This is a genomic window from Actinomadura nitritigenes, from assembly GCF_017573545.1.
GTDB classification, from domain to species: Bacteria; Actinomycetota; Actinomycetes; order Streptosporangiales; family Streptosporangiaceae; genus Spirillospora; species Spirillospora nitritigenes.
Window position 1 is genome coordinate 82752 of the sequence record NZ_JAGEOK010000012.1, and the last position, 14601, is coordinate 97352.

At 75.9% G+C, this 14601-nt stretch carries 8 protein-coding genes and 1 pseudogene; 2 read left to right on the plus strand and 7 right to left on the minus strand.

The window, feature by feature from the left end; all coding sequences use genetic code 11:
* The first annotated feature begins 231 nt into the window (after positions 1-231).
* Positions 232-1014 (plus strand): class I SAM-dependent methyltransferase, encoded by a 783-nt coding sequence (locus J4557_RS19800; RefSeq protein WP_208268211.1) that lies wholly within the window; start codon positions 232-234, stop codon positions 1012-1014.
* The gene (locus J4557_RS49730) at positions 1011-2324 is read left to right on the plus strand and encodes an acyltransferase family protein (RefSeq protein WP_307800083.1); all 1314 of its coding nucleotides are present in this window, start codon (positions 1011-1013) and stop codon (positions 2322-2324) included. The genes J4557_RS19800 and J4557_RS49730 overlap by 4 nt, the downstream gene beginning before the upstream one ends.
* Positions 2325-3405: 1081 nt before the next feature.
* Here J4557_RS49730 and J4557_RS49735 read toward each other — a convergent pair.
* The 7 genes and pseudogenes from J4557_RS49735 to J4557_RS19830 all read right to left on the minus strand — a co-directional run.
* Positions 3406-6579, minus strand: a pseudogene (locus J4557_RS49735) (alpha-(1->3)-arabinofuranosyltransferase domain-containing protein); the annotation flags it as partial.
* Positions 6580-6630: 51 nt separating this feature from the next.
* The gene (locus J4557_RS19810; RefSeq protein WP_208268213.1) at positions 6631-7965 is read right to left on the minus strand and encodes a glycosyltransferase family 4 protein; all 1335 of its coding nucleotides are present in this window, start codon (positions 7963-7965) and stop codon (positions 6631-6633) included.
* The gene (locus tag J4557_RS19815; RefSeq protein WP_208268214.1) at positions 7962-8786 is read right to left on the minus strand and encodes a glycosyltransferase; all 825 of its coding nucleotides are present in this window, start codon (positions 8784-8786) and stop codon (positions 7962-7964) included. The genes J4557_RS19810 and J4557_RS19815 overlap by 4 nt, the downstream gene beginning before the upstream one ends.
* 13 nt (positions 8787-8799) lie before the next feature.
* Positions 8800-8931, minus strand: a complete 132-nt coding sequence (locus tag J4557_RS50980) for a hypothetical protein (RefSeq protein WP_264159724.1) — start codon at positions 8929-8931, stop codon at positions 8800-8802.
* A complete protein-coding gene (locus tag J4557_RS19820; RefSeq protein ID WP_208268215.1) occupies positions 8931-10634 on the minus strand; it encodes an MmpA family trehalose lipid delivery protein in 1704 nt (567 codons plus the stop codon). The genes J4557_RS50980 and J4557_RS19820 overlap by 1 nt, the downstream gene beginning before the upstream one ends.
* 82 nt (positions 10635-10716) lie before the next feature.
* On the minus strand, positions 10717-12867 hold the full coding sequence (locus J4557_RS19825) for an acyl-CoA dehydrogenase family protein (RefSeq protein ID WP_208268216.1): 2151 nt from the start codon (positions 12865-12867) through the stop codon (positions 10717-10719).
* 65 nt (positions 12868-12932) lie between these two features.
* Entirely contained in the window at positions 12933-14528 is a 1596-nt protein-coding gene (locus J4557_RS19830; RefSeq protein ID WP_208268217.1) for a hypothetical protein, read from the minus strand.
* Positions 14529-14601 lie beyond the last annotated feature (73 nt).

The window sequence follows — 14601 nt, forward strand, 5'->3', positions numbered from 1 at the left end:
CGGGCCGTGAGGCCGGATTCCGGCGTGCGCGGTCAGGCTACAGGACTTGCCAAACCGCCCGTCCAATAGCACCGGCCACCCACCGTGCAAATCCGAAGAATCTTCCCATATTGGCCATGGAGCGCGGGCACGGTCGGCACATCCCCGGGGGGTGGGCCGGCGACCGCTCCCGGTGACCGTGTACCGGCCGGTAAGCTCCGCCTGTACTCCCCGTGATCCGTGAGGTTGCCCATGGACTGGCCGGCAGCTGCCTCGGCGCCCGAGCAGGACGGTCGCGCCGCCCCGGGCCACCGTGCCACGTTCGGCCGGAGCCTCCGGCTCTTCGGCGCGTTCCGGCGCGAGGGCACCGATCCGGAGTACTTCTACGGGCTGATGGCGCAGGACACCGTCGCGCAGCTCGGCACGTACACCCGCCTCGACGGCGCCACCGTCATCGACGTGGGGACCGGCCTCGGCCAGTTCGCGCGCGCGCTGGAGAAGGCCGGGGCGCGCTGCACCGGCATCGACCACGACATCAAGGAACTGACCGCGCTCGGGCCCCCGGCGCCCAACACGCTCGTCGCCAGCGCGCTGGCCCTGCCGTACCGGACGGGTTCGGCCGACGTGTGCTTCTCGTCCAACGTCCTGGAGCACGTGCCCGACCCGTGGCGGATGGCCGGGGAGATGGTCCGGGTGACGCGTCCGGGCGGGCTGGTGTTCCTGTCGTTCACCAACTGGCTGTCCCCGTGGGGCGGCCACGAGACGTCGCCCTGGCACTACCTCGGCGGCGACCGGGCCGCCCGCCGCTACGAGCGCCGCACGGGACGGCCGCCGAGGAACCGGTACGGCGCGAGCCTGCACCCGGTGTCGGTGTCGGCGGCGCTCGCCTGGGCGCGCGGCAACGGCGACGTCGAGGTCGTCGCCGCGGTGCCCCGCTACCTGCCGCGCTGGGCGTCCGTGATCGTCCGCGTCCCGGGCCTGCGGGAGGTCGCGACCTGGAACCTGCTGCTCGTGCTGCGGAAGACCGGCCCGTGAGGCCCGCGCCGCCGCAGGCCGGGCCCGCCCCGCCGCCGGTCTCCGGGCACCAGGACGCGCTGGACGGCGTCCGGGCGCTCGCCGCGCTGGCCGTCCTCGCGTTCCACGTGGCGAGCGCGTCCGGCGCGATGACCCGGGAGGGCGGCTCCGGCTGGCTGTTCAACGGCGGCCAGGTCGGCGTGCCGATCTTCTTCACGCTCTCCGGCCTGCTGCTCTACCGCCCGTGGGCGGCGGCGGCGCTGGACGGCCGGGCCGCGCCGCGCACCGGCGAGTACCTGCTCAAGCGCGTGCTGCGGATCATGCCCGCGTACTGGGCGCTGATCGTCGTCTTCATGGTCACGTCCGCGCGCGGGCACCTCGGCGACCCGCTGACCTGGGGCTCGCTGCTGACGCTGACGCAGACGTACCTGCCCGACCCGTGGTGGGGCGGCGGCCTCGGCCCGGCCCGCATCGGCCAGACGTGGAGCCTGGTGGTCGAGGCCGCCTGGTACGCGCTGCTGCCGCTGACCGCGCCGCTGCTCGCCTGGTACGCCCGGCGCGTCCCGACGCGCGACCCGGGCGTGCGCGCGAAGCGGCTGCTGCGCGCGATCGGCGTGTACGGGGCGCTCTCGTTCGTGTACGTGATCTTCATGTTCGTGCCGGACCGGCACACCCAGATGGGCCTGTGGCTGCCGCACTTCTTCGTGTGGTTCGCGATCGGCATGGCGATGGCCGTGGTGACGGTGTGGGCGCGCCTCGACCAGCGGCGCCCGGTCGCGGCGATGTGCCGGGCCGTCGCCGACTCGTGGGGCGCCTGCTGGGCGGCGGCGGCGATGCTGTACGTGGTGGCCGCGACGCCCGCGACCGGCCCGTACACCCTGCAGACGCCGGACGCGCTGTGGACGTCCGTCCTGCACCTGGTGGTGTTCGGGCTCGTCGCGGTGGCGCTGGTCGCGCCGATCGCGTTCGCGCCGGCCGGGCACCCGGTGATCGAGGCCGTGCTCGGCAACCGGGTCATGCGCTTCCTCGGCCGGATCTCCTACGGCGTCTTCCTCTGGCAGATGATCATTCTTCTGGCCTGGTACGACGCGGCGGACCGGATGTACCGGGGGCATGTCCTGACGGATCTGCCCCTGCTGGCGGCGGCGTCCATCGCAGCGGCGACGGCGAGCTACTACCTGGTGGAGAAGCCGGTGGCGGCGCTGCTGCGCCGGCGCCGCCCGCGCGCCGGCCGCGGCGGCGCCGACCCCGGCCGGACGGTTCCGGACCCGGTGGCGCCGCGGGCGCGGGCCCGGTCCCGGCGGGCCCCTGCCCGGGAGCGGCCCAGCTGAGCTCGATCCGGCCGCCGGACGCGCCGTCCGGCCCGCCGCGCGGCCGGGGCCGCCACAGCTCCACCGCGACCCGTCCGACGATCGCCAGCCCGAGCAGCTGCGGCACGACGTCGCCGAGCGGCCCGTCCGGCTTCGACGGGTTGTCCAGCAGCCCGAACCGGTTCCCCGCGGCGAGGCACCCGGCCCCGGCGACCATCGCGAGCACGACCGTCCAGGACGACGCGAGCGCGCGCAGCGGCCAGGCCCGCCCGGTCCTCGCCCAGCCGCAGACGGCCGCCACGGCGGCGGTGACGGCGAGGCCGGGGATCCCGGCGATCCAGCCGCCGAGCGCGGCGGCGAGGCCGAGCGCGGCCCAGGCGGGCCAGCCGGTCCCGGCGACCAGGGCACGGCCGCCGGACGGTCCGGGACCGCGCCGCTCCCGCGCCGGCCAGACGGCGACCAGCAGCAGGACGAGCAGCAGGTTGAGGCCGGCGACCACGGCGATCCGCTGCGACCGGTCCGGGGCGTAGGTGAGCCGGACGACGCCCTTCGTCCCGGCGGGGACGAGCCAGCCCTGCTTCCAGCCGTCGAGCCGGACGGCGCGCAGCGCGGTGCCGCCGGCGGTGGCGCGCCAGCCGGTGTTGAAGTTCTCGTTCACGGTGAGGAACGAGTTCTTCGCCGCGTCGATCTCCAGCGTGCGGGACCCGGATCCCCAGCTCAGCACCTTGACCGGCTGCGGCGCGCCCGCCCCGGCGCCGGCCTGCGCTCCGGCGTTCGCGCCCGTGCCGTTGGCGATCGCCTGCGGGCCGACGGTGACCGTGTCGATGCGGTACGCGTCGAGCGGCACCGAGGTCAGGTGGTTCCGGCCGGCCTTCAGCGGCGCCTGGCGGCAGGCGGCGAACCGCAGCGGGCGCCCGGCGAGCAGGTCGCCGAAGGTGCCGGTGGCCTTCGTCTGCACGGTCGTCCCGTCCACCCGGACCTTCGGCCCGTACCTGCAGGCCAGCGTCAGCGGGGAGCCGGACACGTCCGGCAGCGGCCGGACGCCGGGGACGACGAGGTCGGTCAGCTGCACCGGCCCGGCCTGGTCGTCCTTGGGGAAGGTGACGGTCAGCCGGTCGGTGGTCATCGGGGCGAACGACAGCCGGCCCAGCCCGTCGGACAGGCCCTCGCGGTACTCGCCGTTCTGCCCCTCGACCCGCACCCGGACCGGCCCGGACGCACCGGGCGGCCGGCTCAGCGTGAGCTTCGACAGCCGCTTGCGGCCCTTCCACCGGACGGAGACGGCGGGCGCCGGGTCCTTGTCCGCGGCGATCCAGGTGGTGGACGGGTCCCCGTCGAACGCCGAGCGCGCCTGGTCGGCGGGGTGGTCGGACTGGACGGAGGTGGCGGTGACGAGCGGCTGCCCGGCCACGGCGGTGTACCGGGCGATCAGCCGCTCGTCGGTGAGGACGGCGGTCCCGGTGAGCGGCGCCTTCCCGGCCACGGCGGACGTGTAGGCGCGGTCGAGGCCGTCGCCTTCCTCGTCGTCGTTCGCGAGGGCGGACGAGCACACCCAGCGGGCGCTGCCCCGCATGCACGCGGACGTGCCGCCGGGGGCCCGGCTCATCACGTAGGTGGCCTGGCCCTTCACCCCGGACGGCGCCGGCAGCGTGTAGGTGCGGGTCGGGCGGACGCCGCCGATGCTCAGCTCGGAGACCCCGGCGCGTGCGAACGCGGGCACCGCCGGCCTGGTCGCGAGGCCGGTGATGCGCAGCTTCAGCCAGCGGCTCGTCCCCTCCGGGGCGCGCAGCGGCTGGGGGGACGAGGTCCGCTGGACGTCCTGCTCCACGGTGCCGGTCTCGGTCTGCACCGCGACCCGCGCGACGGCGGGGCCGAGCGTGGAGTCCTGGTCGAACACGGCGGTCAGGTCGCGGACGTCGCGGGGCTGGTCGAAGTCGACCCGGAGCCACTGCCCGACCGGCCCGTTCCAGCCGCCGGTCCGCCACGCGGTGAACGGGTCGCCGTCCAGCGCCGCGTACGGCCCGGCGCCCGGCTTGCGGGACTGCGGGATGGCGTCGTCGCTCGCCGCCGACGACGACGCCGTGACGTCGCGGACCCCGCCGCCGTAGGCGACGTGGGTGGTGTACCGGTTCCAGCCCTTGTCGAGGACGTCGGTGGCCTGCCTCCTGTGCGCCTGCGTCAAGGTCGGCGACGTCTGGTGCAGCTCGCCGTAGTTGCGTTTCAGCAGGCGGGGCGAGTCGGTCACGACGGGTTCGCCGCCGAGGTCGGGCGCGTCGTCGTCGAGGAGGACGGGCCCGGACGGCAGCGCCCGGTCGTCGGCCATCGCCAGCAGCGACTCCGGCCCGCCGTACACGCGGAGGGCGCCGGACGCGTCCGACAGGTTCGCGACGTCGTCGGCGCCGGAGACCTCGTAGACCTCCAGCGCGGGGTACCTCTGGTCCGTGGCGGACACGGCGTCGTCCACCAGGTCGCCGCCGACGGGCGCGCCGAACGCGGCGGCCCGGCGGATGCCGGGCGAGTCGGCGAGCGCCTGGTGCAGCCGGGCGGGCCAGGCGCCGCGCAGCGTCTCGCGGCTCAGGTCGTTGCGGACGAGCAGGTACCGCACGCCCATCCGGCCGAGGAACGCGGCGAGGCCCGGCGACCCCTGGCCGGAGCGGACCTGCAGGTCGATCGCGTCCAGCGCCCGGGTGTACCCGGGCGACCCGGCCGGGACGAGCTGCCGGACGCCCCAGCGGGCCGTGAGCAGCGGCTGGACGATGTCGTCCATCGGCCGGCCCCACACGTACTCGCCGAACGGGGCGCCGGGCAGCGCCAGCACGCCCTGCTGCCCGGCCCGCGCGTTGATCCACGACGCCGCGTCCCGCCAGTACTTCGGCACCTGGGCGAAGGAGCCGGGGCCGGTCAGCCCGTTCGACACGGCGGTCGCGCCGATCCCGGCCAGCGCGACCAGCGCGACGGCGGGCACGCTCAGCACGGCCCGCAGCACGCCGCGCGCGCCGGGCCGGCGCTCTTCGGCCAGGCCCCGCACCTGGGCGCGCCCCGGCCTGCGGACGGCCACGACGAGCAGGTGCGCCAGCCCGAGCGCGAGCGGCATCCGGACCACCGCGTCGAACTTGTGCAGGTTGCGCAGCGGCGCGAGCGGGCCGTCCAGAAGGTCGCGGGCCTGCGCGGCGAACGGGCCGGGGATGTCGCTGAGGTGTCCCGTCGTGATGACCGCGACCCCGGCCAGCAGCGTGAGGAGCAGGAACGTCCGCTCGGGCAGCAGCCGGCCGAGCAGCCCGGCGAGGCCGAGCGCGGCGATCAGGCCGGTGCAGACGACCGGCAGCGCGCCCACCGACAGGCCGTGCCCGACCGGCCACCAGATCCGCCCGTCGACGATCAGGTAGTTCACCCAGCGCTCGGCGCCCCGGAACACGTTGATCAGGCCGGTCGGCGCGGTCGTCGTCGCGGCCTTCTCGGTGTAGGTCAGCCAGGAGAAGCCGTAGGTCCCGGTGAGCGTCAGCGGGACGAGCCACCACGCCATCGCCGCGCCGGTGCCCGCCGACCACCACGCCAGCAGCCGGATCCGGTGCGACCCGCGGGGCCGCGTGATCACGTACACCAGCGGGACGATCAGCACCGCGACGGTGGCGGTCGCGTTGATGCCGCCGCAGCAGGCGACCGCGAGCCCCGACCGGGCCGCGGCGCGCACCCGCCCGCCCTCACCGGACGCGGCGGTGACCAGCGGCAGCACGATCCACGGCAGCATCGCGGCGGGCAGGTACTCCGACGAGATCTGGCCGAGGGTCGCCAGGGCGTTCGGCGCCAGCGCGTACGCCATCGCGGCGATCAGCCGGCTGCCGGGCCCGCCGATCCCGAGCCGGTTCGCGAGCCTCCACGTCCCGGCGAACGCCAGGCACAGCAGCAGCGACGTCCAGAGCCGCTGGGTGATCCACGGCGGCATCCCGACCAGGTGCCCGAGCGCGTGGAACGGACCCATCGGGAACAGGTAGCCGACCGCCTGGTTCTGCAGCTGGCCGAACTGCTCGGCGTCCCACAGGTGCAGCGCGCGGCCGAGGAACCCGAGCGGGTTCACCGCCATGTCGATCTTGGTGTCGGCGAGGATGAGGCCGGGCCGGGTGCCGAACGCCAGCGCGGTCAGCGCCAGGCAGCACGCCGCGACGCGCAGCCGCTCGCGCAGCCGGGCGGCGGCGTCCGGGCCGTCCGGCGGGCGCGGGCCGGGGGCGGGCGGGCGCGGCGCGCCGGCGCGCGGCGGGCTCGCCTCTCCCACTGCCATGCTCGCCCCTTCTCCTCCCGCCCTTCGCCGCCCGGCCTCGTCCGGCCGGTCCTACTCGAGGTCGCCGCGGGCGGCCTCGCCGGTGGAGCGGGGCCGGCCGAGCAGCCGCTCGACGGTGGTCGCCTCGCGGACCTCGCGGACCTCGCCGGGGCCGGCGAGCAGCTCGTCGCGCACCGGGCCCTCCACCACGCGCAGGTGGACGTCACCGTACCGGTGCACGACCTGTGCCCGGTCATCGGCGGTGGACGACGTTCCGGCCCGCACGGCCGCCTCGACCAGCTCGCCCATCCGGGCGGCGGTCCGCGCCCAGTCGAACTCGGCGGCCCAGGCCCGGCAGCGCCCGGCGACCTCGTCGCGGCGGCCCGGCTCGGCCAGCTCCTTGAGCGCGCGTTCCACCGCCTCGGCCGGCTCGTCGTCCGGTCCGATGAGCCAGCCGGTGACGCGGTCGCGGACGGCGTCGCGCAGCCCGTCCACGTCGAACGCGACGGACGGGACGCCGAGCGCGGCGGCCTCGATGACGCTGAGCCCCCAGCCCTCGCCCTGCGAGGTGCTCACGTGCAGGTCGGACGCGGCGACGAGGGCGGCCTTGACGTGCTCGGTGACGTAGCCGTGGGCGACCGCGACGCCGTGCAGGCCGCGCTCGGCGATCCCGGCGGCGAGCGCGTCCGCCTCGGGGCCCGTCCCGATGATGTGGAGCCGGAGCCCCGGGTGCCGGTCGGCGAGGCGGCGGGCGAGGTCGAGGAGGAGGCCGAGCCGCTTGTGCGGGACGAGCCGCGTCACGCAGGCCAGCTGCGGGTGCCCGGTGGCGACGGCGCCGCGGACGTCCGGCGGCCCGTCGCAGCCGTTCGGCACGACGTACACCGGGCCCTTCCAGGCCAGGCGCTCCCGCACCGCGCGCAGCGTGGACGGCGACACGACCACGTAGGCGTGCCTCCGGTACGTCCAGCGGCTCACGGGCCCTTCGAGCGTCCGCCCGATCCACGCCATCCACGGCGGGAAGTGGACGCCGAACTGGGCGTCGTGGACATGGTGGATCACGCAGAACACCGGGACGCGGCGCGGCAGCGCCCACGGCGTGAAGAACGGGATGCCGTTCTGGCAGTCGATCACGGCGTCGAAGCGGCCGCCGCGCCCGAACCGCCGCCGCAGCAGCCACAGCAGGACGAGCGGGTACAGGGTGAACCGCCCGCCGAGCCGGACGACGTCGACGCCGTCGACCCGGTCGCGGCGCGGCTGCCCGGACGCCCGGGACGTCACGTAGTGCACGCGGGCGCCGCCCTCCGCCGTCCGGCGGGCGATCTCCCACGCGTACCGCTCGGCGCCTCCGGCGGCCGGGTGCCAGGGATCGCGCCAGTTGACGACCGCCAGCCTCAGGGGTCCGTTCATCCTTGTCCGGCGCTCGACGCCGACGGCAGGCCCCGGTCCGGCAGGGCGGGCAGCGGGCCGAGGACGGCCTCGGGCGCCGGCGCCGGGGCGGGGATCAGCGGGCCCGCGACGCGGGCGCGGATGCGGGCGAGGTCGACGAGGCACTGCAGCGAATGCCGGCGCACCGAGAACGTCGACCCGGGGCGGTCGCGCCAGACGACCGGGATGGCGGTGACGGGCGCGCCGCGCCGCACGCAGTGCGCGAGCAGCTCGACGTCGAAGGAGAACCCGGTGGTGTGCAGGTCGCGCGCCGCGGCGCGGCCGAGCGGACCGGCGAAGAACTTGAACCCGCACTGCGTGTCCTGGATGCCGCCGACCAGGTCGCGGACGATCCGGTTGAACGTGATCGCGCCGAGCCGGCGGACCGGCAGCGCGTACCCCTCGACGACGGACTCCGCGTGCCGCCGCGACCCGACCACGACGGTGCGGCCCTCGCGCAGCAGGGCGAGCGCGTCGTCCAGCGCCGCGAGGTCGGTGGCCATGTCGGCGTCCATGAACCCGATGTAGGGGGCGCGGGTGGCGAGGAGTCCGGTGCGGACCGCGGCGCCCTTGCCGGGCCGTTCGCAGGTCAGCAGCCGCACCGGGACGGGCCCGCGCCAGGATCGGACGATCTCCGCCGTCCCGTCCGTGCTGGCGTTGTCGACCACGATCACCTCGGCGCGCGCCGGCAGCGCGGCGAGCCTGTCGCTCAGCAGGTCCAGCCCGGCGGGGAGGCGGCCGGCCTCGTTGCGGGCCGGCACGACGACCTCGAGCAGGGCGGGACCGGGACGCCGGTTCCCCATCAGGTCACGCTGGTCAGGGGGCGCCGTAGTTGTACATCGGCTTGATGACCGGGTCCTTCTGCGAGGAGTTCGCGAGCTGCACGACGCCGAACGAGGCTCCGGCGGCGAGGAGGACGCCGACGAGTGCGGCGATGGCGATGCGCATCAGGGGGCCCTTCGACTGTGGTGAGGGAGGCGGTCGGGGCTGCGGCGACGGATACTCCCGAGTAACGGAAGCCCCAGAGTAGTGCCTGAGGCCAGGAATGACCAGAAAACCACCACACTCGCCGCGATCCAGGCAACGATCACCGGCGCCGCCGGAACGCGGTCCTCGCGGCCCGCCGCGGCCCCGTCGATCCGGTAAACGGCCAGGTCAGGGCCCATCAGCACGGGGACGGCCCCGGTGGGCCGGTACCGGCCGGTCTCCGAGTCGACGACGACGTACCGGACGCCCCGGTCACGCAGCGTGGCCGCGTCGGGGTGCGCGGCGGCCGGGGCGAGCGCGATCGCCCGCGGGTCCTCGGCGGCGATGGTCGTCCGGCCGACGATCAGCGCGTCGTTCACCACGACCCGCCGGTGCAGGTAGCGGGGCAGCGGATCGAGGACGCGCCGCCCGTGGTTCCAGGGGTAGCCGCGGTAGAGCGCCCACGGCAGCACGAGCACGTCCCCGGGCGCGGAGTCGGCGGCGATGATCTCCCGCGCGCGCGCCCAGTCGTCCGGGTAGCGGACGGCGCGCAGGTCGCCCGCCGCGCCCCACGCCAGCGTCGGCAGCAGCAGGACCGGCGCCGCGACGGCGCCGACCGCGACCATCGCGTACCGCGCGGCGATCGCCCGGTCCGCGGCGACGCCGAGGCCCACCGCGACCACGACGGCCAGCGGCGCCGCGTACTGCTGGCCGTCCCGCAGCACGGCGAACCCGGACCACAGCCCGACCGCGCCCCGGAGCACCGGCGCCGCCACCGCGCCGAGCGCCGCCAGGACGAACCCGGCGGCCGCGGCGCCGGCCGCGCCGCGCCGCCACTCCGGCTCCCGGCACCAGCGCCAGTACGCGAAGAGCGAGCCGAGCACCACGGCCAGCCAGAACCCGGCCAGGACCGGCGTCCCGTAGCCGCGCGGCACCGTCTCGCCGTTCCAGATGCCGCCGAGCGTCAGGAGGCTGCCGAGCACGCCGAAGGGGGTGTCGGCCCGCGCCGCGAAGACGTCGACGGCCGTCCCGTTCCCCGGCACGCCCGCCGGGCGCAGCACTGCGGGCAGCAGCCACGGCAGGCTCAGCGCGGCCACGGCCCCGGCCACCCGCACCGCGCCCCGCAGCCGTGCCGACACGAGCGCGACGACCAGCGCCGCCAGCCCCGCCACGGTCAGCGCGGCGAACCCGCCGATCGCGGCGGGCACGAGCGCGCGGACGAGGCGGCGCGTCCCGCCCTTCTCGGCCGTCCGGGCCGCGGCCGCGACGACCCACGGCAGCGCCGCGTACCCGAGCAGCAGCGCCCACTGGCCGAGCAGCAGCCGCTCGGCGACGAACGGGTTCCAGGCGTAGCAGACCCCGGCGGCCAGGCGCGGCGCCAGCCGCCGTGTCGGCACCAGCGACGCCGCCGACATGCACGCCATCACGAAGATCGCGAGCAGGATCAGCTTCTGCACCGCGTCGGCGGGGATCACCGTGGCCAGCGCCGTCACGAACGCGTCGCTCGGCACCTGCCGCGGGACCGTCCCCGTCAGCCCGAACGTCATCGGCGTGAACGCCGGATCGGGCGTGAACACCATGTCGTAGGACAGCACGAACCCGGGCGCGAGCCCCGGCCCCAGTGCCGCGAGCCCGAGCCCCAGCCCGGTCAGCGCGGCCACCAGATGCCGCGTCCGCTCCCCCATTGCGCCTGGACGCTACCCGAACTCCGCCGGAATGCGGCGAGCCGTCGTCATGGCGGCGTCCAGGACGACGGCTCGCCGCACCTCAACGAGCGGGGGTGGACGGGTCGGGGTCGCGGGGGAGGCCGAGGATGCGCTCGCCGATCACGTTGAGGTTGACCTCGGTGGTGCCGCCGCCGATCGACATCGCGCGGGACGCCAGCAGGTAGCGGGTCCAGCGCGGGCGCAGGCCGTCCTTCCAGCCGCCGGTCAGCGCGCCCTCCTCGCCGAGGAGCGCGAACCCGAACTCGGTCACCTGCTGCCCGTGCTCCATCGCGACCAGCTTCCGGACGTTCGCCGTCGCGCCCGGGTCCGTGCCCGACAGCTGCTTGAGCGTCGCGCGCAGGCCGAGCAGGTTGAACGCGTGCTCGTCGCAGGCGAGCCGGCCGATGCCGTCGCGGACGACGGGGTCGCCGTCCAGGCCCAGCTCGGCGGCGAGGCTCAGCAGCTTCGGGACGTCCCCGCCGAGCTGGAACGAGCTGGTCAGCCCGACGCGCTCGTTGGCGAGGGTGTTGCGGGCGACGCGCCAGCCCTCGTTGACGGGACCGACGACCCGGTCGTCCGGGACGAACACGCCGTCCAGGAACACCTCGTTGAACACCGCGTCGCCGGTGCACTCGCGCAGCGGCCGGACGTCGATCCCCTCGGCCGCCATGTCCACGATGAAGTAGGTGATGCCGTCGTGCTTGGGCCGGTCCGGGTCGGTGCGGGCGACGCAGACGCCCCACTGCGCGTCCCGGGCCAGGGACGTCCAGATCTTCTGCCCGCTGATCCGCCAGCCGCCCTCGACCCGCTCCGCGCGGGTGCGCAGCCCGGCGAGGTCTGAGCCCGCGCCCGGCTCGGAGAACAGCTGGCACCAGACGATCTCGCCGCGCAGCGTCGGCGGCAGGAACCGCTCCTGCTGCTCCGGCGTGCCGTACTGGACCAGCGACGGGACCACCCACGCCGCGATCATCAGCGGGACCGGCCTGACCTTCGCCGCCTTCAGCTCCTGCTGGATGACGATCTGCTCCAGCGGCCCGGCGTCGCGTCCCCACGGCTTCGGCAGGTGCGGCGTCACCCAGCCGCCCTCCGCCATCGCGGCGCGCTGCGCGAGCGGCTCCATCGCGGCCATCTCGGCGACGCGCCCGCGGATCTCCTCGCGCAGCGGCGCCGCGTCCTCGCCCAGCTCGATCCCCATCGGGCGGCGGACGCCGCCGACCGCCAGCGCCGCGACGTCCGCGCGGTGGCCGCTCGCCCTGCCGAGGAGCGCGCGCAGGGTGAGGGCGCGCCGGTAGTAGAGGTGCGCGTCGTGCTCGTAGGTGTAGCCGATCCCGCCGTGGACCTGGATGTTGCCCTCGGCGCACAGGACCGCCGCGTCGGCGGCGAGCGCTCCCGCCACCCCGACCGCGTAGGCGCGCTGCTCGGGCGCGTCGCCGAACGACCGCGCCGCGTCCCAGACCGCCGCCCGCGCGCGCTCCACCGCGATGAGCATCCGGGAGCACTTGTGCTTGATGCCCTGGAACTGGCCGATCGGGCGCCCGAACTGCTCGCGGAGCTTGGCGTAGGAGACCGCGTCGTCGAGCGCGCGCCCCGCGACGCCGCACGCCTCGGCGCCCAGCAGGACGACCGCGAGGGCGCGGGCGTCGGGCGCGTCGAGGAAGCGGTCGTCCGGGACGTGCAGGCCGTCGGCCGTCACCGAGCCGACCGGGCGGGTGATGTCGAGGGACTCCAGCTCGCCGACCGTGACCTCGTCCCGTCCGGCGACCACCCAGCGGTCTCCGGCGGGCAGCAGGAACACGTCGGCGAGCGGTGCGCCCAGGACCGGACCCACCGTGCCGGACACCGTGCCGCCGTGGACCTCCAGGCCGCCGGAGAGGCCGACCGCCGCCTTCCGCGAGCCGTCCGCGAGGCCGGCGAGCAGGTCGCCGCCCGCCCCGGCGGCGTGCAGGATCGCCGACGCCAGGACGGTCGGCGTGTACGCGCCGGGCGCGAGGGCCCGGCCGAGCTCCTCCAGCGCGACGGCCTGCTCCAGCAGCCCGAAGCCCTGACCGCCCGCGTCCTCGGGCAGGTGCAGGCCGAGCAGCCCCTGCGCCGCGAGCGCGGGCCAGAACCCGGCATCGGCCCTGCGCGCCGCCTCCGGCGGAACGTTCCGCTCGGCGAACCCGCGCACCGACGCCGCCAGCGCCTCGTGCTCCTCCGTCAGCCCGATCGCCATGACTGCACCTTTCCGTGGGGGATCGGCGCCAGCCTATTAGAACGACATTCGGTACTTAAGGGGGGTCAGGCCGCGACCTTCAGCTGGCCGAGGAACTCGTTGAGGTCCGGCCACGCCTTCCGGTTCGTGTTCGGCAGCGACGCGAACACCGCCGCCGGCGCCTTCCGCCCCGTGTCGATCACCGCGGTCGCCACGATCTCGCCGGTCGCCCGCACCCCGGCCCGCTTGTAGGTCAGGTACGAGGCGATCAGCCAGCCCCGGTGCCCGTCCACGTTCAGCGCCTGCGACGCCAGCGGCGCCGACTTGTGCGGGAACGCGTAGTACTGCGACTCGTAGCCCTTCACCGCGAGCGCGGTCGTCTTCTTGACGCTCCCCGGCCCCTTGTAGGCGCCCAGCAGCGTCGGCGGCAGCACGCCCGTGAGCAGCTGGCCGTACCAGAGCTGCTGCCCGTGCCGCTCGGTGACCATGATCTGCTGCCCCGACCAGCCCGGCGTGCTCAGCTTGTTCTTCTTGGTCGGCAGCTGCCACGGCGCCGCGAGGCGCGGGTAGGACAGCCCGGACGCCGCGTCCGTCAGCCGGCCGAGGATCTTGCTCGGCTTGCCCGGGAACCGCTTCAGCGGCCTGTCGGCGGGGATCGTCACCTGCGGCTCGTCGGGCTGCGCGCCGGTGCCCGCCCCTCCCGTCTTGACGGGAGGGTCCGCCGCCGGCTCGTCGGTCCTGTGCGTCATGTAGTAGACGCCGCCGGCCGCGAGGAGCGCGACCACCAGCAGGCCCACGCCGCCGATCAGCACCAGCCGGGACCGGCCGCCGCCCTCGTCGAACACGTCAGCGGACGACCTGGGCGAACCGCCGAGCTTGGCGTCCGCGGCCGCCTCGTCGGCCATCCAGTCCGGCATCTGCCAGTTGCCGCTGCTCGGCTTGCCGGCCTTCGCCGGGCCCGCCAGCCCGACCTGCACCGCGGGCGCCTCGTCCGCGGAGGCCGCGCCGGGCCCGTCCTCGAACAGCGAGCCCTCCCAGCCGGGCGGCTCCTGGCCCTCCGCGGGGACGGGCGCGACGCGCACGTCCTCGGCGTCGGGCAGCGCGCCGCTCCCGTACACGGACCCGGATTCGCGCTCCGGCTCGGCGTCGCGCCGGGCCTCCGCGCCGGGTCCGAACCCGGGCTCGGTCTCGTTCCCGTACACGGTTTCGTTCCCATACGCGGTCTCGGGCTCCCGGCGGGCGGCGGGCTCGCGCTCGGCGGCCGGCTCCCCCCACGCGGCGGGCTCCTCGGCCTCCGGCCGCCCCCAGGGGCCGGGCCGGTCCTCGCGGGCCGGCTCCTCCCAGGCGGCGGGCCCCTGCCGGCCCGCGGCCTCCTGCTCGGACGCGGCCTCCTGCTCGGGCGCGCTCTCCCGCGCGGGCACGGCCTCCTGCCCGGCGTCGGGCGCTCCCGGGGAGGTCTGGCTCTCGACCTTGCCCCAGATGTCGTGCGGCCGCTCCTCGCCGGCGTCGGAGAAATCCGTACGGCCGTGCGGTGCGGGCATGAAGACCTCCGGCACCTTCGGCTCGGAGGAGACCACCTGCGGGCCGGTCGCGCGCCCCGCGTCGGGCGCCGGCGGCCGGCCGGCCGCGTCGCTCTCGCTCATGTCGGTCCAGCGCACACCGCGCTCCCCCTGATCGGACATGCGGAACACGGTACGCGAAGATCATTCATTGCGTTCGACGGCTCATCACGCTGAGGACACATCTTCCTATCGC

Excerpts from the sequence above, each read along its gene's own strand:
- J4557_RS19800 (WP_208268211.1), top strand. The coding sequence starts at position 232 with ATGGACTGGCCGGCAGCTGCCTCGGCGCCCGAGCAGGACGGTCGCGCC.
- J4557_RS19810 (WP_208268213.1), bottom strand. The coding sequence starts at position 7,965 with ATGAACGGACCCCTGAGGCTGGCGGTCGTCAACTGGCGCGATCCCTGG.
- J4557_RS19815 (WP_208268214.1), bottom strand. The coding sequence starts at position 8,786 with ATGGGGAACCGGCGTCCCGGTCCCGCCCTGCTCGAGGTCGTCGTGCCG.
- J4557_RS50980 (WP_264159724.1), bottom strand. The coding sequence starts at position 8,931 with ATGCGCATCGCCATCGCCGCACTCGTCGGCGTCCTCCTCGCCGCCGGA.
- J4557_RS19820 (WP_208268215.1), bottom strand. The coding sequence starts at position 10,634 with ATGGGGGAGCGGACGCGGCATCTGGTGGCCGCGCTGACCGGGCTGGGG.
- J4557_RS19825 (WP_208268216.1), bottom strand. The coding sequence starts at position 12,867 with ATGGCGATCGGGCTGACGGAGGAGCACGAGGCGCTGGCGGCGTCGGTG.
- J4557_RS19830 (WP_208268217.1), bottom strand. The coding sequence starts at position 14,528 with ATGTCCGATCAGGGGGAGCGCGGTGTGCGCTGGACCGACATGAGCGAG.